This window comes from Microbulbifer maximicatervae (SeqCode) (assembly GCF_052467065.1).
On the sequence record NZ_CP174299.1, the window covers coordinates 4,664,052 to 4,690,594 of the forward strand.

Here is a 26,543-nt window from a genome sequence, read left to right on the forward strand (position 1 = left end):
CTAAGGAGCTTCTAAACAGCTCCGTAACTCACATTGGCAACCACTGCCACCCATAAAATCAATATCGACAACTCACTTATCTCGACCAAACCGCCCAAACAATCGCCGGTATAACCACCAATAGCCTTATCCCACAGGCGACGCCAGAATAAAACCAGGGCAATCAAACTGCAGACGATGCCTATGGCAATGGGTATTGGCGCCGCTAAACATCCAATAGCAACTACGATTGCAACTACCGGCAATAAGTCCCATCGGCGTTCGGAGCCAGAGGGCGGTACATGGCCTTCAACACGTGCGTATTGTGAAATTCCCATTAAAGCCAGGGCCGCAGCCCTGGCTAGCATAGGTGAGAGCACTAACGGCAGATAGACCCAAGCATCTTTTGTTACCGGGTTTATTAGCTCTAGCAGGGCTGCAATTGCAGCGAACTTTATCAGTAGGAAAACAACAACAGCCGCTACTGCAATAGAGCCGCAGTGGGGATCGTGCATTACTCTCAAAATATGCTGACGTTGCTCTTCAGGATCCGCGCATTTATGTCCAGCAAAGTAGGCATCAGTACAGTCAGCAAGACCGTCGAGGTGTAGTGCACCTGTCAGGACCACCCAGAAACCCAATAGTATTGCGGCTTGCAACTGAGTACCTAAAGGAGCCAGAAGGTAGGCGGCCCCGGATAACAGTACACCAATCACCACTCCAACCAGGGGGTAAAAATATATCGACCGCTTCACCGTTTCCTTGTCCACCTCCCGCAGCAAGCCCGCCACCGGCAGCCGGGTAAGAAATACCAGCGCATACAGAAATGCTTGGGATAGGTTGTACAACTTACGGGCAATAAACATAAGCTGACTGCTCTGGGTAGGAAACGGTAAAGGACTTATTGTCCGAATCGTATCTCAGCGATGCGGCAAACCCGTAATTAACTTGCAGTGAAATCATTTTCACTGGAAGCCAGTTATTCGCATACGCGAGCAACAACTTGATAACGCCACCGTGAGTAATGAGCAGCAGGGACTCTCCCGAATATTGCTGGGCTAGATTATCAATAGCTTGAAGAACTCTGGATCGAAATACGGGAAAGGGCTCACCTCCCGGCGGTGCGTGCTTTTCTGGGTCACGCCCCCAGGCTTCACACTGTGCTCGTTGCTCAGTCCAGATTTTATCGACTGACTGCCCCTCCCAATCCCCGAAACCAATTTCCCGGATATCAGGAACTTCAGTTATCGGCAGTTTTTTCTCTCGGGCAAGCTGAGCAGCAAAGCGTTGGCAGCGTTGTAAGGGTGAAGTAACAATTCGGTCCCAGGAGCCATCGAGTTCGGCAAGCCCTCGCAACATCTGCTCCCTACCCTCACTGGTTAGGGGCACATCGATCTGGCCACGAAAAATATTTCCACCTTCGCAGGCACCGTGTCGTAAAAGATCAATCCGCAACTGGCACTCCTGCCTCACTGAACGTGAACATTTTGTTATGCAGGTTCAGCGCTTGCTTGATAATACTGATGGCCAACACTGCACCTGTGCCTTCGCCAAGGCGCATATTGAAGCTCAGCAATGGCTTCACCCCCAGGCACTCGAGGGCTAGTTTGTGACCAGACTCGTCAGAGAGATGGGCGTAGAGCAACCAGGGTTTCACTGACGGATTAATAGCACCGGCAATAGCTGCCGCAGCAGTCGCCATAAAACCATCAACCAATACAGGGACACCTCGCTGGGCACTGGCGACAAACGCTCCTGTTAAGGCTGCAATCTCAAAGCCACCAAAAGTTTGTAAAATAGCAAGTGGCGAGCCCAGCGCTGCCCGATGCTGCTCCAAGGCAGATTCGATCAGTTCCACTTTGCGGGCGAGCACTGCATCGTCGATACCTGTTCCTCGCCCCGTAATGCTGCCAACCTCTAGCTCAAAAAGGGCAGCAAACATGGCAGCGGCGGAAGTGGTATTGCCAATACCCATATCTCCGCCAATAAAACAATCTGCATCGGTACACTGGCGGCGACCGGCATCAAGAGCAAGAGCCAGCTGCGTTTGGGTCATAGCTGGGTTACCTTGGGAGAAATCCGCAGTAGAGGGAGCTATAACTTCATCAATCAGGTCAGGGTGTTCAGCGGGGACCACACAACCCAGATTAATTGCGGCAAAGTCAGCATTCTGCTCGCGGCTCAATACATTAATAGCCGCCCCACCCTCGCAAAATAGTTTCAGCATTACAGAAGTGACTGCCTGAGGAAATCGGGAAGTTCCCTGAGCTGCAATACCGTGATCAGCACCGAATACGCGCACCGACAATTTATTCAGTTGGGGTTGCTCCCTCCCCTGGAATCCGGCGAAATCCACGGCAATGCTCTCGAGCCGACCGAGTGCGCCTTGCGGCTTAATCAATTGCTTCTGGCGGGCAATCGCGGCATTGCGAGCACTCTGGTCCGGGGTTGGTGCAGGCTTATCGAGCCAACTGAGTTCATCTGTCATCATTATCAGTTTCAGGTAATTTTACTTTACAGTGAGCGGCAAACCAGCAATTGCCAAGGTGACGCTATCAGCTCGCTCGGCTAATGCCTGATGAAGCCAACCTGCCGCATCCACAAATTCCCGCGATAACTGCCCAAGGGGCACAATACCCGAACCGACTTCATTACTGACAAAAATCCAAGGTGGGGTATTACCGTTAGAGAGAGTAAGCCTCTGATCGATACATTGCAGAAGCGCCTCTTGCTCACGCTCCCAAACGCCTTGATGAAGACAGTTGTTCAACCACAAAGTGAGGCAGTCCACCAGTACACAGTGGGACTCAGGAGCTGTAACCAGAGCCTCTGCCAGTGCAATAGGCTCTTCCAGGGTCTGCCAGCGATGATCCCGGTCTTCCCGATGTCGAGCAATACGGGTAGACATTTCTTGATCGCCCGCCGTAGCCGTTGCCAGGTAGGTAAGTCCACCATCGCTACTGCTGCTTAGCCACTGCTCCGCGCGCTGTTGCGCGAGCCGGCTTTTTCCACTGCGTGCGCCCCCTAATACCAGATGCACACCACTGGTGCTAGACATCGGCAATCACCAGGGATTTACCGGTTACCGGGTGTGGCATCACCGTGACACTGTAGCCGTAAAGCTGCTGCATATTCTCCGCAGTCAATACATCCTCTGGATTTCCGTAGGCCATACTGCGCCCCTGCTTTAAGGCGAGGATTCTGTCGCTATAGCCGCTGGCATGGGCCAGATCATGGACCGTCATTACCACAGCTACGCCACTTCGCGCGAAGTCTCTTACCGCTCTCATCATTCCATATTGGTGTGCAATATCCAGGCTGGCAGCGGGCTCATCTAATAAGAGGAGCCGCTCTCCACCATCCTCTGCCCGCCAGATCTGGGCCATCACCCGAGACAATTGCAAGCGCTGCTGCTCGCCGCCAGATAATGTTGGGTACAGGCGCTCAGACAAATGACTAACATCCAGCGCTGCCATGGCTTCCAGGCAGATTTCTCGGTCCCGGTCAGTGCCAGTGGAATGCGGAGTTCGACTGAGGGCGACCAATTCCAGCCCGGTAAAGGCAAATGTCAGTGGGTTATTTTGCGGCAGGACGGCAACTTGCCTGGCTCGATTGCGGGCGGACAACTTTGAAAAAGAGCTGCCTTTAAAGTGGACCTGCCCGGAATCCATCCTGACTTCACCGCAAAGGGCACGCAGCAGAGTCGACTTACCGGCGCCATTGGGGCCAATCACACAAACCAGCTCGCCGACATCTACCTTCAGGTTGATATCTTGCAACAGCGGCCGATTATCGACACTAACCGCAACTCCCTCCACCTGTAGCAGAGCCATTAAATTGCCCCCCTGCTTTTACGCAACAAGGAAACAAAGAAAGGCACTCCAATTAGTGCGGTGATCAGCCCTACCGGGATCTCCACCGGGGCAATAATGGTTCGCGCCAGGGTATCGGAAACCAGCAATAAACTGGCTCCAGCCAGGGCAGAAAGCGGCAACAGTTGCCGGTGATCAGGTCCTACCCATAAACGCACTATATGGGGCACTACCAGCCCCACAAAAGCAATACTGCCGGCTACAGCAACCGAAGTGCCCACTCCCGCCGCAACAAGCACTATCAAACGGGTTTTTACCCGCTCCACATCAATACCGAGGTGCCGCGCCTGGGATTCTCCCAATAAAAGAACATTTAGTGAGGTGCCGAAGCGGGACATACTGGCAAGCAAAGCGCCCAGCACGGCCAAAACCAGGAAAGCGCGAGGATAGCTCGCTGCATCCAGCCCTCCCATAAGCCACAGGCTCATACGGCGCAGGGTGTCGTTATCAGCAAAGTACTCCATTAGCCCGATCAGGCTTGCGGAAAAAGCGGTAACGGCAATCCCCATTAGCAACATGGTGGCCACGGAAGTGCCATTAATACTTTTCGCCACTTTGTAGACCAGTGTCACCGCTAAAAGGCCGCTGAAAAAAGCAGCTATGGATACAACGGGCAAACTCCCAAACGCAGCGGCAACCTCTGCTCCTAGCAGGATGGCCAAACAAGCACCGAGAGAAGCCCCTGCGGTAACACCAATCAGGGATGGGTCAGCTAGAGGGTTTCGAAATAAGCCTTGCAACATTGCCCCGCAGATGGCGAGCAAAGCACCCACTCCAGCCGCCAACAGCGCCCTTGGCAATCGTATTGCCTGAACAATATCCCCAGCGAGTCCACCATCGCCCTGGCCACTGATCGCGGCAAATAGTTGTGAGGGTGAGAGATACACTGCACCTATAGCAACGGCAGCAGAAAAACTCAGGGCAAGTGCTGTGGGCAGTAACCACCAGGCAATATTTAATGCTTTGATACGGGCAACAGTCACTGAGCATCCTCTTGCAGCATTGCCGTCTCCCTGGTTCCCTCAAATTGCTCGAGCCAGTTTCCCTGGATATTCTCGGCAATAGTCTCAGCCAGCCTGTCCAATTGTTGCTGTCGCTGTTTACCCACATCCAGCGGCGTAGAGTCTTTCAACCCACCCCAGGCAAAAAGTGCGCTCAGCGCTTCGGGTGAATCGAACAGCCCATGCACGTAGGTCGCGAATATCTGTCCATCAGCACTTATTGCACCATCAGGCCTGGAATTTCCGTCTTTATCACAGATATATACTGCCGGAGTTTGCAGAGCTACACCTTCGGTTATACCACAGTGGATTTCATAGCCCTGAACAGGAGTAGCTTCTTTTACTTCATTTTCCAAAGCTAAAAAGCCGGTAACATTTTTCAGTGCTTTGACTGGTTGCAAGCGAGTTGTGTAATCCAGATAACCCAAGCCCGGTTCGTTACCCGACGTATCCTCTACCCCATCCGGGTCCTGCACCTCGCTACCCAGCATTTGCAAGCCACCGCAAATACCCACGAGTTTGCCGCCGTAGCGCAGATGCCGATCCAACTGTGCAGGCCAATCGTTTTCTTTTAAGTAGGCCAAGTCTGCCCGTACATTTTTACTGCCGGGAAGAATAATCCAGTCGCACTGTGGGACTGGTTCACGGACACTGACAAATTGCAGATCGATATCCGGATGCAACCTTAGCGCATCAAAATCTGTATGATTGCTTATGCGCGGCAATACCGGCACTACCACTTTCAATCGAGCATCAGCACCGCTCTGTTGGGTACTAATGGCATCCTCCGCGTCAAGGTAGAGGTCATGGAGATAAGGTAAGACTCCGAGTACTGGCTTGCCGGTATACTCTTCTAACCAGTCGAGCCCCGGCTGAAGTAATTGCAGATCGCCACGAAAGCGGTTGATCACAAAACCGACGACACGCTCTCGCTCTGAGGAAGACAGCAGTTCGAGGGTGCCTACCAAGTGGGCGAACACACCTCCACGATCGATATCAGCAATCAGTACAACCGGGCAATCAACGGTCTCGGCAAAGCCCATATTGGCAATATCGTTTTCCCGCAGGTTAATTTCTGCCGGGCTGCCAGCCCCTTCAACTAACACCAGCTCATATTGATCATCGAGCCGTGCGAAGGAGTCCAGCACTGCTTTTTGCGCGGTAGCCTTGTAGTGGTGGTAATCCAGCGCCTGCATATTCCCCAGCACTTTACCCTGGATAATAACCTGAGCCCCGGTATCTGAAGCGGGCTTAAGTAACACCGGGTTCATATCGCTGTGGGGGTCGATCCCACAGGCCTGGGCTTGCAACGCTTGTGCCCGCCCTATCTCACCACCATCCACCGTTACGGCACTATTGAGTGCCATGTTTTGCGGCTTAAAAGGTGCGACACTGACTCCGCGCTGGGAAAAGTAACGAGCGAGCCCGGCCACCAAAGTACTCTTGCCGGCATCGGAAGTCGTGCCCTGAACCATCAACACGGACATAGTGAAAACAACCTAGTAATCTACGCCTTTGCGGGCTTTGATGCCCGCTTTAAAAGCGTGCTTAACATCTTTCACTTCAGATACCGTATCCACTAGCTCTTGTAGTGCACTACCACCACCTCGACCAGTCACCACCAAACTCTGTTCCTGTGGCCGCTGGGCTAGAGTCTCCAATACTTTGGACTCATCCAGGTATTTGTATGCGAGCATATAAGTGAGCTCGTCCAACACCACTAAGTCATAGGTGGTATCGGTGAGCATTTTTTCTGCCTCTGCCCAGGTTCTCTCTGCAGCAGCAATATCACTGGTGCGATCCTGAGTATTCCAGGTAAAGCCAGTACCCATTTGATAGAGAGTAACTTCCGGGCAATGGTTTTTAAGGAAAAGCTCTTCCCCAGATTGCTGTGCGCCTTTAATAAATTGCACTACACCCACTTTCTGTCCGTAACCCAGTGCGCGTATCACCATGCCGAAAGCTGAGCTCGACTTCCCTTTGCCATTTCCAGTGAGAAGGACAGCAACTCCACGCTGGATATCGGCTGCTGCAATGTTGGCATCAACCTTCTCCTTGTGTTTTTGCATTGCCTGCTTGTGCTTGGCATTTCGTTTTTGCTCGTCTTCCGACATGGCCACCTCAGTTCAAGAACCTATAAAAAAAGTGTTTTAGAAGCTGAATTCCACACCAGCATAACCGGCGAGGCCCGCAGTGTTATAGCCAGTGACTTCCACATAATCTTCATCGGTGAGGTTTTCACCCCGAACAAATACCGTCGTGGAGTTGTTCAGCTGATAACGGACACTGGCATCTAGCACTTGATAATCATCCAGCGAGGTGCCATCGCTATCTACCACATCCGCACTGGAACGCAGGTTCATAACAAGGCTCAAGTCACTGGTAGGCTTATAAGTGAAGCCGAGATTCGCCAAGTGCTTGGGACTGCGGGCTCGGGGAGAATCATCGGCTTCTTCAGCATCGGTGTAGGTGTAATTGGCAGAGAGCAATAGACTGTCAGTCAATTGCGCTTCGACAACAAACTCAGCGCCTTGGGACACGCTTTCTCCACTGCTTTGCAGGTAACCTGTGTAGTCGACCATATCGAATCCGATTTCATTCTCAATGACCTGTTTAAACAGTACGAACTCCAGGTAGAGAGAGTTTTCACCAAAGTATTCAACACCAAGATCCAGGCCTCGGCTCTCTTCCGGCTTAAGAGACGGCAACTCTAATGGAGTAAAAGTTAACCAGTCGAATGCGGTAGCGTTGTAGTCAACTTCATATAAGCTCGGGGCACGGAAGCCAGTGCCGTAACTACTTTTTATTTTTACCGTACCGTTGGCAACATCCTCAAATAAATAGGCTGAGCTGGCGCGGAAGCTGTTGTAGCTGCCAAAATCAGAGTTATTGTCATGGCGAAGGCCAAGGGTGATATAAGCCTGATCGGCATAGCTTCCCTGATATTCGGAATAAACTGCCCACTGATCCCGATCCAGGTCTCCCGAAGTATCTTCACGGTGCTCTACCCCGTAGACCATTCCATGTTCGCGACTAAACCCGTAGGAACCGGTGAAGTTCAACTTTTCGATATCACCTTCCGCTTCATAAAAGGGCACGCCTTCACTGATATAGGTACGCTGCAAATCAGAACGTGTATAAGCCAACTCCTGCTGACCATCTTCGCCTTTATGAGCTAAGCTGACACGAACACTTTCCTGGCTGAAATCAAAGTTACAATCATCCTGAGAGGGCCAGCCGCAGCGATCATACTCACCTGAAGCATCGGTATCCCGCGCCACAGCCTCAAGTCGCCACTGCTCAGAAATATTCCAACCTACACGGCCATGCAAGGTTTCATTATCGTAACCGTCGTCATCTCTCAATTCCGTGTCATAACTACTGGTATTAAAACCATCGGTTTCTGCCGCCGCTGCAGAAACAAAATAATCCAGTGCTTCATTGGCTCCGCTAGCGCTGGCATTGTAGCGTTCAGTATCGAAGCTACCGCCCTCAGCTGACACCTCAAAGCGCTGCCCTTCTCCCTCGCGACGAGTCGAGATATCCAGTACACCACCGGCATCGGCTCCGTAGAGCATACCTTGTGGACCGCGTAATAATTCCACGCGCTGCAAGTTGCTGCTCATAATATGTTCAATATGAGCCCCCGCCTGGGTACCGGTTGGGTCAGAAATGTCGATACCGTCTATCTGGACCAAGGTTCTGAAACCGGACTCTCCACGTACCCTTAAGGAGGTTGTCTTGCCCATACCCCCTGTATTGGTAACAGACACGGAAGGCACACTGCGCAAAACATCGGCAAGGGACACCAATCCCCGCTCTTTTAGCTGCTCTTCATCCAATACAGTTACTGAAGTAGCTACCTGGCGCAGCGGCTCGCCCTGACGGGAGCTCACAACAACCACGGTTTCCAGGTCTGGAATTGAAGATTCGGTAACAGTGGATTCAGCAAAAGACGGCGCGCTCACGGCTGACAGTACAGCCAGGCTCAATATAGATTTTTTCAAGTTTCAACCCCTAAGACAAAAGCACATGGGATCGAGGGAGGAATAGCAATGCGGCACGCCGAAGCGCGAAAGATCGTATTGCAAGATGGTAGCCCTCCGCTCCATCGTGTTTAGAAAAGAGGCCGGTATCGGGCTTACCACTTAGAATACAGGTGGATCACCGTTGCGGGGGCAGCGCCGGACTTCCGGACTTCCCGTTTAACCTTCTCAGCCAATTCAGGGCAGAAGGCACCTCTAATCGTGATCGCGAAACTAGTGGAAAGGTACCGGAAAGTCAACAGAAGCCAAAAAATGTGAGGGAAGCTTGTTCGTGAGTCGGGTATTCCCTCACTACATAAGTACTAGTTATTCATGAGCAAGATTTCAAAAGCGCTTAGCAAGGTACCTTCACATAAACTGAGATCAACCTTGAGTTGCAGCCATAATAAAGAATTTATCAATAAATCATTCCGCTAACTATTATCAAATACTGCAAGCCAATCTGTGTAATATTTATCCGCATATTGACGAAAGAATGGAAACAACCAAGATGCACTTCTTTCATGAAGATTAAACCCACATCCATCATCAACAAGTACATCTTTGCCAACTATTCCGGAGAGCGCATGATGTAGAGCTGAAGCGCATAGTAGAAATTGCCCTATTGAATCGGCGATAGGCCTAAAATCCCACCCCCCAGCCCCATGCATGGCACGATATACCTTTGAATTTCGGTTGCTTTCGGCCAAGTCAACAATGATTGGATCTGCACCCTCATCGGCGAATAAAAACCAAGTTTTATCCCAACCGGGTATTGGTTGATTATCAACCGGGTTGTAGTTATATCCATTCATCACCCATGACAAGCGCCTGGCACTATAAAGATCAATTGGATTGCCCACGCCATCAAGATATTGGCTGTGGGCAGGCGCATAGTGAACTATATACTCTTGAAACTCTTTCGGAAAAACAAAATCCCTTTCCTTTTGCAATCGAAAACAGATAGAGCTTCCACCTCCCTGAAGTTCAAAATCTGTCTTTGAAAAACTATGGATCAACTCAATATAATCTTTAATATCCATACTACGTAACTCGCGAAACTACTTGCTGTATTTTTTTTTGGGGGGGTACATATTAAGCAAAGGGTGCGGCTTACCCTACTCATCTAGCTGCTACCTACTTACCACCTTGCTTCTGACAGCATGAGGAATACTGTATATTTTACAGAAGCACCCAAAATAGATTTTTGTATATTCTTACATACATCTTCCTATTTTGATGTGCCAACTAAAATACAACCAGCACCAACAAAAGTGGAACCAAATATCCGACCGAGAAATCGACTTGAGGCCATATTCCTAGATTTTTCTTTAGTACCAAAAACTAATAAGCTATAACAAAACAAACAGCTAAAAGATAATGCCATAAAAGTGAAAACCAGCAAGGAGAACTGGGGCAACAGTGGATCTGACAAGGAAATAAATTGCGGGAAAAGCGCGGTTGTGAATATAATCGCTTTAGGGTTCGTTAAGGCAATTAAGCCCCCTTGAACATACAATTTCAATGCGCCTCGCCTAGCATTACAAGTTACATCAGCAGAATCCGCTCTTCCTATTCCATTTTTCCAAAGTTTAACCCCCATATAAATCAGATATCCAGCCCCAACCATCTTTACCATAGTAAACGCTACGGAAGAGTTAAGGACAAGTACACTCAATCCAATAACTGAAAGCCCGGACATAACAAACAAACCAGATATATTACCCAATGCCGTGAACACACCCCCTCTAACACCGTCCGATAGAGTATTGATAGAGACCAGTAGTGCCGCAGGCCCTGGGGTAGCAGTCGCCAAGAGTGCGATTACGCAAAAGGCTAACCAACTTTCAAATGCCATTTAACTCACCTTAGTTGACCATTGCTCCTCAGGGGAAGGTAAATCGGTAGTAGACTAGTAAACTTCCAGCCTTATTCTCCTCGCCCCATATAAGCGACCAGACCACCCCAGCCAAGGAAGCACAAAAGCCGAAACCCAAAAGAACAAACTAATTAGAAACTGCATAGAACTTTCCAGCTGACTGCAAACCTGCCTAAAAGCACACATCTCCGATACTAAAAAAAAAGAAATCATGGATGCGAAGAGCATTGAGAGTAATAGATATCCACCTACTACAACCAACCTCCGAACCTTTCCTGGATACTTACAGTCTAGCGATTCAGTGCGCTCATCAAGCACCTCATAGCCTGGCAATGAAGCCGGGTCCTTTACAACCACTAGCGACATAGAAAGAAAATCATGCACAGCTTGACGCTTCTTTGATGTAAGAATAGCTATTAGTGAAGGAACCCCTAAGAATAGCTTAAAGAACGTCCTGACAAGTGCCTGAAAAATATTAATTTTTTTATTGGCTCCCACCTTACGGATACAAATACCCATTAGATGATGCCCAATATTCCCACCAGTTAACGAAACCAATACCGGTTCAAATAAGATGATCGGCATTAGAATTAAAGCTGATTGGTACACATCATTTTTTAAGTCGATGCTAGTACCAATAGCTATTGAGAAGGCAACAACTGCAACTAGCACCAAAGAATCAACCATCAATGCTCTAAGTCTTCTGGATAGTTTGGGGTACATATTTGTTAGAAGTTTCTATTCAAAGTGGCTTATTAAAGAGAGGCCCTTGTATACCACCTTTACCACCTCATCTAAAGTATTTCTAGTAGATCTATACTCCGAGGACACATGCATGCCAACTGTCTGCGACACCTTTGTACCACTAAAATACAATCTCATGGCAACGCAAGCTAAGGAGTTGATATTGCTCTCAACCACTCATGTTGACATGCTGCAACAACCTACAAATATGCCTTATTTATCCAAAATAATATTGAAACCACCATAGATTAACCTCTTACCATCAAATGGCATGGGGTTTTGATCTGGATTCATCCTCGGATCATCCATAACCGCCTGCCATCCGGAGTCTCGAACCTCTTTAGAAGGCCAGAGGACCCAGGAGAACACTACAGTTTCATTGCCAGCACACTTTACAGCCAAAGGAAAAGAGGTTAATTCGCCTTCTGGAACATCATCACCCCAAGTTTCAACAACCTTTAGGGCCCCCTGCTCTTTAAATACCTCTGCAGCAATTTTTGCATGCTTAATATATTCTTCTTTGTTATCTGAGGGTACAGCTGCTACAAATCCATCTGCATAAGACATTTTTAACTCCCCGACATTTTCTAATTTGATAAGTTACTATTTAAATTAAATACAGATTTGCAAAGCACTTCTACTGCCCTGATCTAGTGATAGCGATACCTCTCTATCACCAATTTTTCTTACGCCCTACATAGAGCACAAAATCAAATGCTATCACTCTTCTCTCTTGTGGTATTTTCCAAACCTCCCTGGCCTTACGGTAGGTCCGCTCCATAAATTCACCACCCGTGTCATCTATACATCTCCGCACAGCCGAAAAAGTATGTATAAAATTAAAAACTCATTCAGGTCCCAGACTGCCTCCATAGTTGGCTTCAAAATCTGTATAGCACTAAAAGGAAAGTCTATATCCTTAAAATGATTCCAGAGCAACTTGTTTTGTGGAGCCCAGTACGTCTCTATTGGACCCAAAACAAGTTCATTGAATATTTGAGCCAGATCTCCAACTAAGACTGGCCAGTTATAGCCCCAAGCTGAAAAAATACCTTTTGGCTTCAAAAGCCTTAGAACTTCGGGCCAAAAATCATCAAGGTTAAGCCAATGCAACGCCTGGGCTACACAAACCAAATCACAACTCTCATTTGCCAGGTCACACTGCTCAGCAGGTCCTACTTGATAGTGAATATTAGGGTGAACTTTAGCCGCTTTTATTGGCTCGGCGCTAATATCAGTTGCGTACACACTACCAAATAGTTTAGCCAATCCTATCGCTGCCTGACCACTACCGCATGCACAATCCCAGGCAAGTTTATTTGATGGAGCCAAGCTTGAGAGACACTTATAAAGCTCTGGAGGATAGGTTGGCCTAGCAGTCTTATAAAGCTCACTCTTGTCACTGAATAATTTGTGATGGTGCATTTCTGCCCCCGACAAATAAGGTTCTTTAAGCAGCCGCGGCAAGATAATATATATGAGCTACTATAGCTGCACCTCTTACCCTAGCTCTTAGGTCAAAATCAAAAAAACCATATTATTCTTATTTATTAGCAGCTGGGACCCCCTCCAAGCATTACCCTACCAATAACTTCTTGAGATGCAACAATTCATGTGAGACCAATACTGGCGCGATAGTGGACATCAATACTCCTGCCCAATACCAACAAACTACAAAATAGCGATACCTTGCCCTTCCGAGACATAATACGAGCATCATCTTCCAGGTAAAAACTTGACAGCTTCGATATCACGTATAATTTTCCGCCACTAGCTATGCAGACCAAATACACACTAGGAGTCATAATAGAACTTCGAAACAGCAATAGCACAAAATACTCTAAGAGCTTTGCTTCAACGGCCTTCTAAACAGGCGAAACATAGTCCTCCATCCAGGGCCAAAAATAAGCCAAAAAAATAAGAGTGCTTTGAAAATATCATCCCACATATAAAGTGCAAATGATTTATCTAGATTACCGATCATTCATGTCATTGCTCGAATGAGAGCTAGGGTGATTACGCAGGCTAACAGTGTTTTTATAAATACAATCAATTCATACCTTAACTTGGGCCAACCATAGTCGGGACTAGCCGGCTTGGACTCGCCGGTAAAATGCCTAGCAAAGATCATGTCGGCCCATTGACTCAAATTACGACCAAAGACAACTGATAAAGCAATATAAGCAGCGCCAGGAGCATGAAAAATGTTGTAGTTGTACCACTTAGAATATCAAGTACTGTAGCGCTGAGCAGTACGACATCAACTATCGGAGTAAAGTACTATCAAGATACCCCGAAGCTACCAAAGGATAAGCCCATAGGCTTACCCCTCGGATGACCTTACTAGACAGGCTCGGGCTCTCTCAGCGGCCGTTGTTTTGCTACCGCAGCCGACTTATCAGGTAACGGCAAAGCGACTGGTACTTGCTGCGCCTGGCTGGTAGCCATTACCACAGTACTACCGTGACGTGCAGCGGTTACCAGCGCATCATTATCTGCAATGGCAGTCATAAAGCGCAACGCTTCGTCTGCACTGGTACCAGCGCTGGTGAGAACCTTAATAGCCTCGGCTGCACTTTGTGCATATACCCGTCGTGCCTCCCCCATTTTCTCCATACGAATCTTTACGGACTCGCCATCAGCTTTAGCCTTACCCACTTCGCGCTCCCGGATCGCCTCAGCCTCGTAGGTAGCGGCCTGCTTCTCCCGCTGCATTTCCATAACTTTGTTAGCCTGAACTTCTACCGACTTGGGAAGCCGCGGCTCATCTGATAATACATCGACAATCTCTACACCAAAGTCGTGGAAAAATTGGCGAAGGCGCTCCTTAGCCTTGTCAGCTATATGTTCTTTTTTGTTATAAACGTCTTCCAGCTCAATGCCATTGGCAACAGGAATAGCTGCATCTGTTGCAAACGACTTCAGCTGTGCCTGGTAATTCTCTAGATCATAGAGAGCTTTGTATGCAAGCTGCACATCCGACGACACCTGATGCTGAACCTTTAGAATCAAGCCAAATGTGACATGATTACTGGTCTTTAGACTCAACTCAACAGGGGTTTCGTGTAGAGCCGTTGAGGCTTTTTTGTCTACCCAGGAAAGGTAGGGAATAATCAAGTTGAAACCAGGGGTGGCAGTTTTCCAGTACTTACCAAGAAATAGCACGAAGTGGTACTGCTTTGGCTCCACTATCACGATGGATTTAGCTAGCAAAAAAAGTACTACAGCTCCAAGTATCGCAGGCCAAAAAGGTAAAAGTGTAAAGAGTTGTTCCGGCATATTTAAAAGCCCAGTCAGAATAAATTATATAAGATGTGCAAATTATCTTACTCAGCAAGGGGCAACCAATGGATAAGCAAATATCCCCCCTACTAAGAGCACTCACCCACAGCTTACATCAACTACAACATGCTGGCCACAAAGCTACTGTCCAAAACCCAACTGTAAGTCTACTACCCCCCCAGCAGGGTAAAAGCAAATGTAAAGAACTTCACTAAACCCGCTACAGACCAATAAACAACAATTTTCCTGGAAAAACCCTTAAATTAAAACCCGCACCAATAAAACTATTGTTAGTACAACTTACCATCACTTAACTATTCTTCTGCAACAAAGTATCCAAAATCAAATCTACAGTCATTTATCTTTAAGCAATTGTTTTTTGCGATTCAAGCCTATTCAAGTTACTTTACATGATATGGATGGGCTTTAAAAAGGAGGTACTTTGTGCCGGCTACAGAGCTCTCCAGAGTATTAGGTGCAGAGGAGGCTATGTTCACCGAGTTGGCAAGGCGAACTTGCGGGGGGACATTAGTAATCTCCTTTATCAAAGTACTCACCCCTCTTAGCGTTGAAAAATTGATAAGTGGTTTCGCATCGGCACATAAAATCTACCCACTTTTACAGGCAAGAGTTGAGTCCGGCAACAAGCTTCGATGGCGCTGCGACGTACCATTCGAGTCAATCCCAATTGAGGTTCGAAAATTGAAGGAGCCTCTTGATTTCGAGGCTGAATTCAATCGCCGGGGGAAGACGGGCCTTGATGTTGAAAAATGCACATATACACTTTCTTTCTATATCAATTCCCATGACGAAGTTGAATGGATCTCACTAGTCAGCAGCCACGCAGCTTTGGATGGCCGATCAGTGATGACTTTATTCTGTATTTTGGACATATTCTTTAAAGATGAAGGAACATTCAGGTTGGGCGGACAACCACTTTACGAAGCTGTCGAAAGCTACTTTAGCTCCTCTAAATACTTTGCCCATGAAAAACCATCTTCTCAAAAAGATGAACTTTTTAATTGGCCCGTAGAGGAACCTGCTTTTGTATCAGAACGTGAAGGTCATGCTATATATCGGCAATTTACGATTGCAGAAATTTCACAACTTGTAAAAATAGGGAAAAGTCACAAGGTAAGGCCAAGCGCCCTGTTTTGCGCCATTGCGATTCAAGCATCCAAAATATTACCCAACCATAAAGATTGGATAAAAATTTTACTACCCATGGATGTTCGTGAACTCTGCGGCACTGAAATTGGATTAAGTGCAGTAGGTGCTTTTTCATCAGCAACCACTCTTGAAATCATGCCCAATATAGATATAGAAGATACTTGGCAACTAGCGCGCCACTTACAGATTGAGCTTGATAAACAGGCGGAAGAAGGAGAACCATTCAAGTTCATGTTCCCCAAGAAATATAAACTCGAGGATATTATTGAATGGGCTCAGGATTATGAGGAAAAGAAATCTGTCTTTTCTGAAGGAATGTGTATATCTAATGTAGGCAGCATGAAAGCGCTTGGCACGGCAATGAAGTACTTTGAAATCATCACGGCAATTCCATTTCAAACACATGGGGCTCACCCTATCTCACTACTAACCTATTCAACGGTACGTAATTCTGTATTTATATTTTCGTACTGTGATCCACTCACAAAACGAGATAGTGTTTTGAACTTTGCAGAAAAATTCATCAACACTATCAAGAGGCTTTTAGAACCTGAGAACTAACCCTTGACTTGAAAAAACGAACAAAAGCAAAAGTAAAGCAAAGGCGCCCACTACTCCCTAATCAGCTGAGGCTACCCCAAAATAATTTCACCTTATGTACGATTCTCCAACAAAGAATCAATTGGTCACTACAAGTGACCACCAAAAATCAATGTAAGGAAATATTGGCAACGCCAACCAAGTACAGTCAGTCATATCATATACATCTCACAGATTTCACCAAACATCAACCTTAAGCCAATAAACCATATAAAATTCAGTACTTGATTTTTAATGTAACCTACCAAAAGGAGGCGACATTACTAGCTTTATTGAAAGGCATACATGTATTCCAAAGGAGCTATTGCCCCATACCCCCACTCAAGTAATGCACCTCAAACCAGTCAACATTAGATCAAGCCACGACAAATCTTAGCCAACACTTATGTACTCCGAACATGTATATATAGATAAGCAAGTAATATTTAGGCATCAATATCTTTGCATCTTAACTTCTATTTTATTAAGTTTGACATTAAGTCAATCTGTTCTTGGAAAGAGCACCTATGTCCAGCCGAGAGCTCTCCAGGGTGCTGGGGCCTGAAGAAGCATTATTTACCGAGCTAGCCAGGAGAACTTGCGGGGGAACCTTGCTAGTTTCCTTTTATAGAGTTCTAATTCCACTGAGTGTTGAGCAACTTAAAACTGCCTTTTCTTTAATCCATAAAATTTACCCCCTTCTACAGGCTCGTGTTGAGTCAGGTGAGCAACTGCGCTGGTATTGCGACGTACCCTTTGAGGATATCCTTTTAGAGATAAGGGAGCTTTCAAAACCCATTAATATTGAATACGAATATACTCGCAGAGGTAAAACAGGACTCAACGTTGAAGCATGTACATATACTCTTTCCTTCTATCTAAATTCACTCGGTAAAGTCGACTACATATCTATGGTCAGTAATCATGCTGCATTGGACGGCCGGTCTGCCGGGATAATATTCTATATTTTAGATTTGTATTTTTTGGATCAAGGAAGATTCAGGTTAGATAGACAGCCGTTATACGACCCTGTTGAGACCTACTTTGATTCAAGCAAGCATTTCTCCAACCAGCAAACATCTGGAATTAAAGAAAATTTATTTAAATGGCCAGTAGAAGAAGCCGCTTTTGTTACTGAACGGGAGGGCCATATTTTATATCGCAAATTTCCTTTGGAGGAACTCTCTCACGTTGCAACTATTGGCAGAAAACACAAAGTAAGACCTAGTGCGCTTTTTTGTGCTATTGCCATCCAGGCATCAAACATACTGCCAAATCACAGAGAATGGATCAAAATATTATTACCCATGGATGTCCGCGACCTATGCGGCACCGGAATCGAGTTAAGCGTTATTGGTACCTTTTCTGCAGTTACTACTCTTGAGGTTACACCAGATATCGATATCGAGAACACCTGGGAGCTGGCAAAGCACTTACAGATTGAACTTGATCGGCAGGCAGAGTCCGGCGAATATTGTAAGTTTAACTTTCACAAGAACTATGATTTAGGGAATATTATTGAGTGGGTTGAAAAATACGAAACCAACAATCCCTACTTTCTTGAAGGATTATGCGTATCCAACTTGGGTAACCTGGAATCCCTGGGTGTGCACATGAATTTTTTTGAACCTATCATAGGTACCTCACTCCAAACTCACGGAGCCCATCCAATATCATTGAGCACTTATTCAACAGAAAAAAGTTCCGTTTTTGTCTTTTCATACTGTGAGCCACTGACAAAAAGAAATAACGCTTTAAATTTTGCTGAAAAATATATCAACAATCTAAAGAATTTGATATGAATCAGCTGCACATAAACTAGGCGTCTCAAGCTATCGAGTCACTTTCGGCATGTACCACTCTCAAAAACACAGCGCCATAAAAGCAATGCATTTAAACCATACGCAGTCTGTATATTAAACACTAAGATTATCTTACAGACTTATAGGGGAGTTTATTAGGACGCCGAACGACCTGCACTCATACCTTTTGTTTAGAGCGTCACTAGGAGTCAATAAATTAACTGAATCTTGCCTCATTGGTTCTACACCTACTTCACCTCTTTTGTGAGGTGAAGTAGGCAGAAACATCTACTTAATAGAGTTTTTAGCCATCTCGTTTCCTCCCCTGCCATGCACAATCCGATAAAGTAACGGAAGTACAAACAGAGTTAGAAGTGTGGAAGAAATAATCCCCCCAATCACAACCGTGGCCAGGGGCCTTTGTACCTCTGCGCCGGTACCCACATTCAATGCCATAGGCACGAACCCCAAGCTGGCGACCAGAGCAGTCATCAGTACAGGACGAAGACGAATCATTGCTCCGTCAATAATCGAAACCAAAAGCTCACCGCCCTGTTGCCGCAGCTGACGAATAAATGACAGCATTACCAGGCCGTTTAAAACCGCAACACCAGAAAGGGCAATAAACCCAACCCCTGCAGAAATCGATAGAGGCATACCGCGCAGCCATAGAGCTAGCACCCCGCCAGTTAGCGCTAAGGGAACTCCTGTAAAAATGATCAAGGCATCTTTGAATGAGCCGAAAGCCATTACTAGAAGACCGAGGATTACCAAAAGCGTCAGCGGGACAACGATAGAAAGACGCGTACTTGCAGATTCCAGTTGTTCAAATGTACCTCCATATACCAACCAGTAACCGGCAGGCAAAGACACCTGTTGTTGGATTTGGGCTTTTGCCTCCTCTACAAAAGATCCTAAATCGCGATCGCGTACATTCGCGGTTACCACTACACGGCGCTTGCCATTTTCACGACTGACTTGATTGGGAGCCGGTGTCATTTCAAGATTGGCTACTTCAGACAAGGGCACATAGCTACCTAGCGGGCTACCAGCGGGTAAAGGTACAGGTAAGTCACCAAGGTTTTCATAGTCCCGGCGCAGCCCTTCCGGCAGCCTTACTACCAATTGGAAGCGGCGGTCACCCTCATAAATCAGCCCTGCAGATTCCCCACCAATTGCGGTTGATACCAAGTCCTGTAGGGTTTTCAGGTCGATACCATAGCGGGCAAGCGCTATACGCTTGGGGACTACAGAGAGAACTGGCAGACCTTCAACCTGCTCTACTCGAGCATCGGCTACACCCTCAATCCCATTTAACACACCCAGGATTTGATTAGACGAAGCGACCAGCTGGTCCAGGTCATCACCAAATACTTTGATGCCCAGATCTGCACGCACACCAGAAATTAACTCGTTGAAACGCATCTGGATTGGCTGGGTAAATTCGTAGTTATTACCTGGTAGCTCTCGAACGGCTGCTTCGATTTCTGCCACTAATTGCTCCTGAGGCAGTTTTGGATCGGGCCATTGGTTTCTGGGTTTCAGGATCACAAAGTTATCAGCCACATTCGGAGGCATTGGATCTGTAGCCACCTCTGGAGTACCAATTTTTGCAAATACCTTGTCTACCTGGGGGAACTCCTTAATGCGCTGCTCTAGTAGACGCTGCATTTCCACCGACTGCTCGAGGCCAGTCCCCGGAATACGTAAAGCGTGTAGTGCAATATCGCCCTCATTAAGCTGAGGGATAAACTCAGAACCGAGAGTAGTAGCTAGCCAACTACAAAACAGTACTAAAGCAAGAGCCCCTGATAGTACCAGCCAACGCACTTTCATTGCGGCAATTAAAAGCGGCTTGTACAGTGACTTAGTAGCAACAATCACCTTATTTTCTTTTTCACTGACTTTCCCGGTGAGAAAAACAGCAACTGCTGCAGGTACTACGGTGAGAGAAAGAACCAATGCAGCCAATAACGCCATAACCACAGTAGCGGCCATAGGGTGAAACATCTTTCCTTCGACACCAGTCAGTGTGAACAAAGGAATATACACCACCGTGATAATCAACACTCCAAAAAGGCTCGGGCGAATCACTTCATTGGTGGCCTGGAATACCAGCTCCAGTCGCTCTTGCAGAGGTAACTTACCGCCCTTGCGCTGTTGGGCTTCGGCGAGCCTGCGAATCGCATTTTCTACGATAATTACAGCCCCATCGACAATCAGACCGAAATCGAGCGCACCGAGACTCATCAGGTTGGCAGAAACACCGGTTTGCACCATACCAAATATAGTGGCGAGCATGGACAGCGGGATTACAGCAGCTGTAATAAAGGCAGCCCGAATATTTCCAAGCAGCAAGAACAGCACGACGACTACCAGCAACGCACCTTCAATAAGGTTTTTCTGCACGGTAGCGATGGCTTTGTCCACGAGCGTCGTGCGATCATAAACAGCTTCCACCTTTACACCTTCAGGTACAGTGGATTTTACTTGCTCCAAAGCTTCCGCCACATTGCGCGCCACCTCGCGGGAGTTTTCCCCCACCAGCATCATAGCGGTGCCCAATACGGTTTCTTCACCATCTCGCGTAGCAGCACCGGTACGCAGCTCTTTACCAATAGCCACTTCAGCAACATCAGAAATTTTAACCGGCACCCCGGATCGGCTGGTAATTACTACGTCTTCAATTTCTCCGATATTCTGTAGTTGTCCCGGTGAACGCACTAACAGTTGGCGTCCATTATTTTCCAGATAGCCAGCACCTCGACTTTCGTTGTTGCGACGCAAAGCTTCGGCAATGTCCTCCATAGATACGCTGAAGTTAAGCATCTGGCGGGGGTCCGGTGTTACGTGATACTGCTTGTTATAGCCACCGATAGTATTTAGTTCCGTAACCCCCGGAACGAGAGACAATTGCGGTTTAATAATCCAATCCTGAATCTCCCTCAGTGCAGTGGCGTCGTAGGGCTGACCATTGGGCTGGGTTGCTCCGGGCAGAGCCTCCACGGTATACATAAAGATCTCACCGAGCCCGGTGGCAATAGGCCCCATCTCCGGCTCCAACTCCGGGGGCAGATTGCTCTCGATGGTACCCAGACGACTGTTTATTAAGTTTCGCGCAAAATAGAGATCTGTCCCCTCTTTGAAAACCACGGTCACTTGGGATAGCCCGTAGCGCGAAATCGAACGGGTGTACTCCAAGTTGGGAAGTCCGGCAAGTGCCGCCTCTACCGGATAGGTGATTCTCTGCTCAGCTTCTAAAGGCGAGTAACCAGGTGCTTCAGTATTAATCTGCACCTGAACATTGGTGATATCGGGAACCGCATCAATAGGGAGTTTCTGGTAACTCCAAACCCCGAGCCCCACCAGAATAAAAATTAGGGACAATACGAAATAACGCCGCTCAATGGAGAAGCGCAGGATGCTTTCAATCATCTTCTGGCCTCAATTAATGGTGGTGAGCAGCGCCGGATTTCTCTACATCCGCCTTGATTAAGTAACTGTTTTCAGTGACGTAGCGGTCTCCAGGGTTGAGTCCACTTAATACCTCTGTAACCCTGCCATCGGTCCGCCCAAGTTCCAGTGGGCGAATCTCATAAGCATCCCCTACTTTTACAAACACAACGGTCCAATTGCGGAAGGGTTGTAGCGCTTGATTTTCCACCACTAAAGGCGCAGGACTCTCATGGGTAACCACATCTCCTTGAACCATCAGGTCTGTTGTCCAAATGTCCTCTGGATTCTCAATCATCGCGCGGGCTATTGCGAAAGGCGTGCCATTGCCCCCCGGTGCCAAGCTGACAATTGTCGAATCAAATGAGAGCCCATCGGCGGTAATAGAAACTTTTTGCCCGCGAGCAATTTGTCCCCGGCGAGTGGGGAATACTTGAAGCTCTGCCCATATTTGCTTGTAGTTCGCAATCGTAAACAGCACCCGATCACCGCTAAACTCCCCTCGACTGGCCTGCTTATCAATAATCTGACCGCTAATAGGCGCTATCAAGGAGTAGGTTTGCAAGCTGTCATTGGACTCAATTGTTGCCAGCTTTTCTCCTTTCTGTATTGAATCTCCCAACGCTTTCTCAATCGTGACAACTGTGCCAGGATAACGAGCACGAACATGACTGAGACTGCGATGATCAATAGTAGTTTTACCGTAAAGGGTAATGCGCTCTTGAATGACACCAGGGGCAGCTATAGCAGTTTTAATACCGGCCTTTTCCGCTGTATTTTCATCTATTTTTACTCTTCCTTCATATGATTCAAACTGCCATTTGGCACGGCCTCGCTTGTGAGTCAAAGAGAGTTCAATGTCGAATGAATGAGGTTCAGCCAGATTTTCTTGGCTGCGCCAGTAATCAATATTTGTATCGCGGTGTAAGGCAATATGTTGTGACTCTCCCCCTAGTCGAACTAGAGTTAGGGTCAATTCTGCATTGTCTAGCGCTTTTCCGTCTTCCTGAACCCATGCGCGAAACTCAGCGCCACCACTCCGCTCTACCAGAGCCAGCTCAACCACGAGATCCCCCTGCTCTAAGAGGCGGCCCCCATGTGGCCCTTTACTTTCTTCTTGATGATGATCTCCACCGTGGGAGCCACTGGCATAACTAAAATTTGCCACCCACCCTAAAGGTACCAAAAGGAATAGGAACAGCATCGCTAGCTTTAAAGTTCTATTTAATCTGCTCATTTTTAAACTCAACTTCATCTACTGCTCTCGACAACCACGACACCTAATGGCCGGGCAGTTAATCTCTCAATTTCCGCTCCATACACATGAACAGAACGTGCCGCCACAATTCTCGAGCGCTCAGCATCGAGCAATTCCTCGCGGGCAGAGATCAACTCAACATAGGAATAGCGCCCCCGGCGATAGGCCCGGTCAACCTCAGAAAGCGCCTTGCGCAATGTGGGAATAACGGTATTTTGCATTTCGTCAACAATGGCCAGCGCTTGTTCACGGCTCGTTACCGCCAAGAAAAGCTGGGGATAGAGCTTTAGCAATGCCGCTTCTCTATCCAACTGAACCTGTTCCAGCTCAGCCATTGCAGAAATCTCTTTACCCCGATTACGCCGCCCGGTAAAAAGCGGTACGTTAAAGCCAACAACGACAGCATTCTCATCATCTTCTTTGTCGTTCCGATAGCCTGCATACCAACCAATATCGGGGGTCGATTTCGCTTGTGTCAGATGCAGGTGAGATGCGCGCAAGCGCTCTTCAGAGGCAAAACGGGCAATAGAAGGGTTTTCCTGAGCCCGCTCGTACAGAACATCAAAGCTGGCATTTGGCTCAAATCGGAAGAGCACGCTGGAGTCAACTGCAAAGTCCTGAGTAGGTTGCCCCCACAGCGCGGATAGTGCGTACTTGTAGTAGCTCAGCATTCGCTCCTGTGCCTCGGCGGCCAAAATGGCATTCGCCAGTGCAGACTCAGCCCGCATACGTTCAGCTATGGGGGACGCAGCAGCATTGACCCTTGTAATTACAGCGTCCAACGCTTCTTGCGCCAGCGAGACCTTCTCTTTTTCCAGAATCAATAATTCTGCGGCGGCGAGAACTTGCGCATAACCACGAACCACCTCGGCCAAGACATCCAGTGCTGTCGCTTGCTCATCGGCAATTAAGAGATCCCGCTGAGCATTGACAACATCAATTCGAGCCTGGCGTTTGCCCCCCAACTCAATAACTGATGACAAAGAAGCAGTCAGCTCAAGTTCCTTGTCATCATCATCATCGTCGTCACTTGGCGGACCGGGCCGGCCGGGGGAGCCTGAGCTTGAGCTTGATGAACCATCATCTCCGTATACCGCATACTCAGCTTCGAAACCAAAATCCCATGCAGGACGTAGGCCGGCTGTGAACTCAGCACCATCCAATGCCCATTGCTGGAGTGGAAAAACTGCAATCTGGGGATTTTGTGCCAGAGTTTTCTGTATTGCCTCTGGCAACGTCAATACTTCTCCCTTCTGCGCAGAGGTAGCTTGCGCAGATATAAGTAGAGCGGTCGTCAACAAAAATCTAAAGGATGCACGACCAATCACGCTCAGCGAGAGCGTGGAAAAAAAATCCATGGAATTCTCCCAAGTCACAACTCGATCATCGTGTGCGAGCAAAAGCTACATACTTCTATAGCGGCACACGCTGTATTTAACTAATCAGACTTGGGTTATAGGTGGGCGTAAAAGTGGAGAAAAATAACCTGAGGGCGCAGCTGCACTGATTGTGTCACTGTAACTGATAGTGCCCCGAAGAAGAGGTTGATAAGACTGCCCCAAAAGCCCGGTTGCATTAATTCCGTGACAATGGCAACAGTGATTACAGAAATCCAACGTCGGTGTAGATTGCTCTTCACCGGAGGAAGGCAGCGAGAAAGTGACGGAACCCCCATCAGGCTCGTCAGTAGGAGCTACCCCCGGGAGTTGATCAATATGATTTGAAGAGAAGTGGATGGTGATATCTTCTAGCTCATCATGACTGTCATAGAAGGCGCCAGCTGTCTGGAAAATCAGCAGCGCAATCAATAAAAATGACAGACGAACCACATTCATAGGAGCAGGCTAGTATCAATAATAGACCGACTCTAGCAAACATAACCCGGAGCCTCAATTGAATACGGCAAAAGTTTTGTAAAACAACAGCTTATTGACCAGCAATTCTGGATAGCCAGTCTTGTTTCAATACTCGTTTTTACGCAACGGCAGGCGCGAAGGTTCTCCTCTACACTGATTCAGATGCCACAACTATGGCTATGTATTGGGAGGTACCGGTAAATGCTTGCTTTTCAACCCTTTGGTGGCTTGGCTAAGGCGCTGATTCTTGCAGCGACGGTGGCATTAGCCCCTGCGATTGTCGCTCAAAACCCGACTCCACCCCCGCAACCCGATAGCACTGGCTCCCAAGGCCAAACCCCGCCACCAGGGCACCCCACTCAATCGAACGATGACAGCAATCCCCCCCAGCCACCAGGGCAAATGCAGCAAGGCAAACCTCCTCAAGGCCAAATGGGGGCCATGGAATCAAACGAGCCCCTAGACCCCAAGGCGATGGCAACCTTGAAACGAATGGGTGACTACCTCGCCAGCCTCAAAATGATGATGTTTAACGCCGATATATTCACTGAGGTCGTTCTGGAAAATCAGGAAAAGCTCCTGATTGGCGGTACCGTCAAATATATGGCAATGCCACCGAAGCAACTGCGTGTAGACCTGAAAACAGATTCTATTACCCGACAGTTTATTCACAATGGCGATAAGTTTACCGTGATTGCTCCCCGCGATGGTTATTTCGCAGAAATGGAAGCACCCCAGCCTACAGCGGAAGTTTTGACCAAAGCCGCCAAGGATTACGGCATTGAGATTCCTTTTGCCGACCTCCTCGAATGGGGAAGGAAGGAAAATGTTTGGTCCGGTATCAAAGAAGGCTTTCTGGTAAACCGGCCTATGGTTGACGGCCAAAAAACCGAGCACTGGGCATTTCGCTCTGAAAACCTGGACTGGGAAATCTGGATCAAGGCTGGTGACAAGCCCCTGCCCCTGCGTATTTCAACAGTTAACACCCGCGACCCCGCCAAGCCGCGCTTTATTGCCACCTTGAAATGGATGGAAGCCAAACCTGGTGCCGCCGGGCAATTTACCCCTTCCATCGACAAGCTCAAGCTGATCCAGTTTAAGAAGGCGGAACCCAATAAGGAGGCCACACCATGATGCATCGCAACGGTCAAAAGACGGGTTTCCTTGCACAACTGGTTATGCCTGCCCTGGTCACGGGGGCACTACTGACTGCATTGGCCAGTCCCTCAGCCGAAGCCTTTGGTCGGTTTGGTGGTGGTGGGGCTCATTTCAATATTGGGGGACATTTTAATGGGATGCGCCCGATGGGCGGAGGATTCCACGGTGGCTATGCGCCGGGAGAGTTTGCGAGGCGTTTTCCAAATCATCCTCCATTTCGCCCGCATCGCCCACCCTACCCACCGCCACCTTGGCGCCCCCACTACTGGCCATACCCGGGACCAGCATTTTGGGGTACCGCAGCGGCCGTAGGTGTTGGTGGATGGCTATATACGTTGCCTCGCAGCTGTGTTGCAGTAACTGTTGGTAACGTCACCTATGAGCACTGCGGGTCCTACTGGTATGAACCGCACTTTGTCGGTGGCCATATCGCCTACCGTCCGGTTCGCCCTCCCCGCTAGGGACATTCATATGGGAAAAGTGGC

Annotated in this window: 23 protein-coding genes and 1 riboswitch; of the genes, 4 read left to right on the top strand and 19 right to left on the bottom strand. The window is 47.9% G+C overall.

From position 1 onward, the window contains the following. Positions 1–11 precede the first annotated feature (11 nt). From cobS to ACJJI1_RS20695, 15 genes are all read right to left on the bottom strand, one after another. On the bottom strand, positions 12–845 hold the full coding sequence (gene cobS, locus ACJJI1_RS20625; protein ID WP_413662186.1) for an adenosylcobinamide-GDP ribazoletransferase: 834 nt from the start codon (positions 843–845) through the stop codon (positions 12–14). Continuing rightward, entirely contained in the window at positions 829–1,434 is a 606-nt protein-coding gene (locus tag ACJJI1_RS20630) for a histidine phosphatase family protein (protein ID WP_444957858.1), read from the bottom strand. The genes cobS and ACJJI1_RS20630 overlap by 17 nt, the downstream gene beginning before the upstream one ends. Then, positions 1,424–2,470: a nicotinate-nucleotide--dimethylbenzimidazole phosphoribosyltransferase gene (cobT, locus tag ACJJI1_RS20635; RefSeq protein WP_444908122.1), complete on the bottom strand. Its 1,047-nt coding sequence runs from the start codon at positions 2,468–2,470 to the stop codon at positions 1,424–1,426. The genes ACJJI1_RS20630 and cobT overlap by 11 nt, the downstream gene beginning before the upstream one ends. 18 nt (positions 2,471–2,488) lie before the next feature. Beyond that, the gene (cobU, locus tag ACJJI1_RS20640; protein ID WP_444908121.1) at positions 2,489–3,037 is read right to left on the bottom strand and encodes a bifunctional adenosylcobinamide kinase/adenosylcobinamide-phosphate guanylyltransferase; all 549 of its coding nucleotides are present in this window, start codon (positions 3,035–3,037) and stop codon (positions 2,489–2,491) included. Then, positions 3,030–3,812, bottom strand: a complete 783-nt coding sequence (locus ACJJI1_RS20645) for a heme ABC transporter ATP-binding protein (RefSeq protein ID WP_444957859.1) — start codon at positions 3,810–3,812, stop codon at positions 3,030–3,032. The genes cobU and ACJJI1_RS20645 overlap by 8 nt, the downstream gene beginning before the upstream one ends. Further along, positions 3,812–4,834, bottom strand: coding sequence for a FecCD family ABC transporter permease (locus ACJJI1_RS20650; RefSeq protein ID WP_444908119.1), 1,023 nt, complete (start codon positions 4,832–4,834; stop codon positions 3,812–3,814). Before ACJJI1_RS20650 ends, ACJJI1_RS20645 begins: the two co-directional genes overlap by 1 nt. Then, positions 4,831–6,339, bottom strand: a complete 1,509-nt coding sequence (locus tag ACJJI1_RS20655) for a cobyric acid synthase (protein ID WP_444957860.1) — start codon at positions 6,337–6,339, stop codon at positions 4,831–4,833. The genes ACJJI1_RS20650 and ACJJI1_RS20655 overlap by 4 nt, the downstream gene beginning before the upstream one ends. Before the next feature lie 12 nt (positions 6,340–6,351). Next, on the bottom strand, positions 6,352–6,966 hold the full coding sequence (gene cobO / locus ACJJI1_RS20660; protein WP_413662193.1) for a cob(I)yrinic acid a,c-diamide adenosyltransferase: 615 nt from the start codon (positions 6,964–6,966) through the stop codon (positions 6,352–6,354). 36 nt (positions 6,967–7,002) lie between these two features. Then, complete coding sequence (locus tag ACJJI1_RS20665) at positions 7,003–8,859, bottom strand: TonB-dependent receptor plug domain-containing protein (protein ID WP_444957861.1); 1,857 nt, start codon at positions 8,857–8,859, stop codon at positions 7,003–7,005. A gap of 103 nt (positions 8,860–8,962) precedes the next feature. Beyond that, a riboswitch (cobalamin riboswitch) is annotated at positions 8,963–9,110 on the bottom strand. A 201-nt stretch (positions 9,111–9,311) separates the two neighbouring features. Then, positions 9,312–9,920: an SMI1/KNR4 family protein gene (locus ACJJI1_RS20670; protein WP_444957862.1), complete on the bottom strand. Its 609-nt coding sequence runs from the start codon at positions 9,918–9,920 to the stop codon at positions 9,312–9,314. Between the two features lie 188 nt (positions 9,921–10,108). After that, positions 10,109–10,735 carry a LysE family translocator gene (locus ACJJI1_RS20675; protein WP_444957863.1) on the bottom strand — a complete coding sequence of 209 codons (627 nt, stop codon included), beginning with the start codon at positions 10,733–10,735 and terminating at the stop codon, positions 10,109–10,111. A 54-nt stretch (positions 10,736–10,789) separates the two neighbouring features. After that, on the bottom strand, positions 10,790–11,443 hold the full coding sequence (locus ACJJI1_RS20680; RefSeq protein WP_444957864.1) for an RDD family protein: 654 nt from the start codon (positions 11,441–11,443) through the stop codon (positions 10,790–10,792). Positions 11,444–11,713: 270 nt separating this feature from the next. Further along, the gene (locus ACJJI1_RS20685; RefSeq protein WP_413662197.1) at positions 11,714–12,067 is read right to left on the bottom strand and encodes a DUF1428 domain-containing protein; all 354 of its coding nucleotides are present in this window, start codon (positions 12,065–12,067) and stop codon (positions 11,714–11,716) included. A 234-nt stretch (positions 12,068–12,301) separates the two neighbouring features. After that, the gene (locus ACJJI1_RS20690) at positions 12,302–12,925 is read right to left on the bottom strand and encodes a class I SAM-dependent methyltransferase (RefSeq protein WP_444957865.1); all 624 of its coding nucleotides are present in this window, start codon (positions 12,923–12,925) and stop codon (positions 12,302–12,304) included. A 918-nt stretch (positions 12,926–13,843) separates the two neighbouring features. Then, entirely contained in the window at positions 13,844–14,779 is a 936-nt protein-coding gene (locus ACJJI1_RS20695; RefSeq protein ID WP_413662199.1) for an SPFH domain-containing protein, read from the bottom strand. Between the two features lie 447 nt (positions 14,780–15,226). Here ACJJI1_RS20695 and ACJJI1_RS20700 point away from each other — a divergent pair, with 447 nt between their 5' ends. Continuing rightward, on the top strand, positions 15,227–16,513 hold the full coding sequence (locus ACJJI1_RS20700; RefSeq protein WP_444913960.1) for a hypothetical protein: 1,287 nt from the start codon (positions 15,227–15,229) through the stop codon (positions 16,511–16,513). Positions 16,514–17,058: 545 nt separating this feature from the next. Next, the gene (locus ACJJI1_RS20705; RefSeq protein WP_444957866.1) at positions 17,059–18,333 is read left to right on the top strand and encodes a hypothetical protein; all 1,275 of its coding nucleotides are present in this window, start codon (positions 17,059–17,061) and stop codon (positions 18,331–18,333) included. 288 nt (positions 18,334–18,621) lie between these two features. Here the strand turns inward: ACJJI1_RS20705 and ACJJI1_RS20710 are convergent, their stop codons facing one another. The 4 genes from ACJJI1_RS20710 to ACJJI1_RS20725 all read right to left on the bottom strand — a co-directional run bounded on the left by ACJJI1_RS20710 (position 18,622) and on the right by ACJJI1_RS20725 (position 24,879). Further along, positions 18,622–21,768 (bottom strand): efflux RND transporter permease subunit, encoded by a 3,147-nt coding sequence (locus ACJJI1_RS20710; RefSeq protein ID WP_444957867.1) that lies wholly within the window; start codon positions 21,766–21,768, stop codon positions 18,622–18,624. 13 nt (positions 21,769–21,781) lie between these two features. Further along, positions 21,782–23,023 carry an efflux RND transporter periplasmic adaptor subunit gene (locus tag ACJJI1_RS20715; protein WP_444957868.1) on the bottom strand — a complete coding sequence of 414 codons (1,242 nt, stop codon included), beginning with the start codon at positions 23,021–23,023 and terminating at the stop codon, positions 21,782–21,784. A 14-nt stretch (positions 23,024–23,037) separates the two neighbouring features. Then, entirely contained in the window at positions 23,038–24,402 is a 1,365-nt protein-coding gene (locus tag ACJJI1_RS20720) for a TolC family protein (protein ID WP_444957869.1), read from the bottom strand. An 84-nt stretch (positions 24,403–24,486) separates the two neighbouring features. Then, entirely contained in the window at positions 24,487–24,879 is a 393-nt protein-coding gene (locus tag ACJJI1_RS20725; protein ID WP_282933047.1) for a hypothetical protein, read from the bottom strand. Positions 24,880–25,101: 222 nt separating this feature from the next. Here ACJJI1_RS20725 and ACJJI1_RS20730 point away from each other — a divergent pair, with 222 nt between their 5' ends. Both ACJJI1_RS20730 and ACJJI1_RS20735 read left to right on the top strand, forming a co-directional pair. Beyond that, complete coding sequence (locus ACJJI1_RS20730; protein WP_444957870.1) at positions 25,102–26,034, top strand: DUF2092 domain-containing protein; 933 nt, start codon at positions 25,102–25,104, stop codon at positions 26,032–26,034. Then, positions 26,031–26,519 (top strand): hypothetical protein, encoded by a 489-nt coding sequence (locus ACJJI1_RS20735; protein ID WP_444957871.1) that lies wholly within the window; start codon positions 26,031–26,033, stop codon positions 26,517–26,519. Before ACJJI1_RS20730 ends, ACJJI1_RS20735 begins: the two co-directional genes overlap by 4 nt. Positions 26,520–26,543 lie beyond the last annotated feature (24 nt).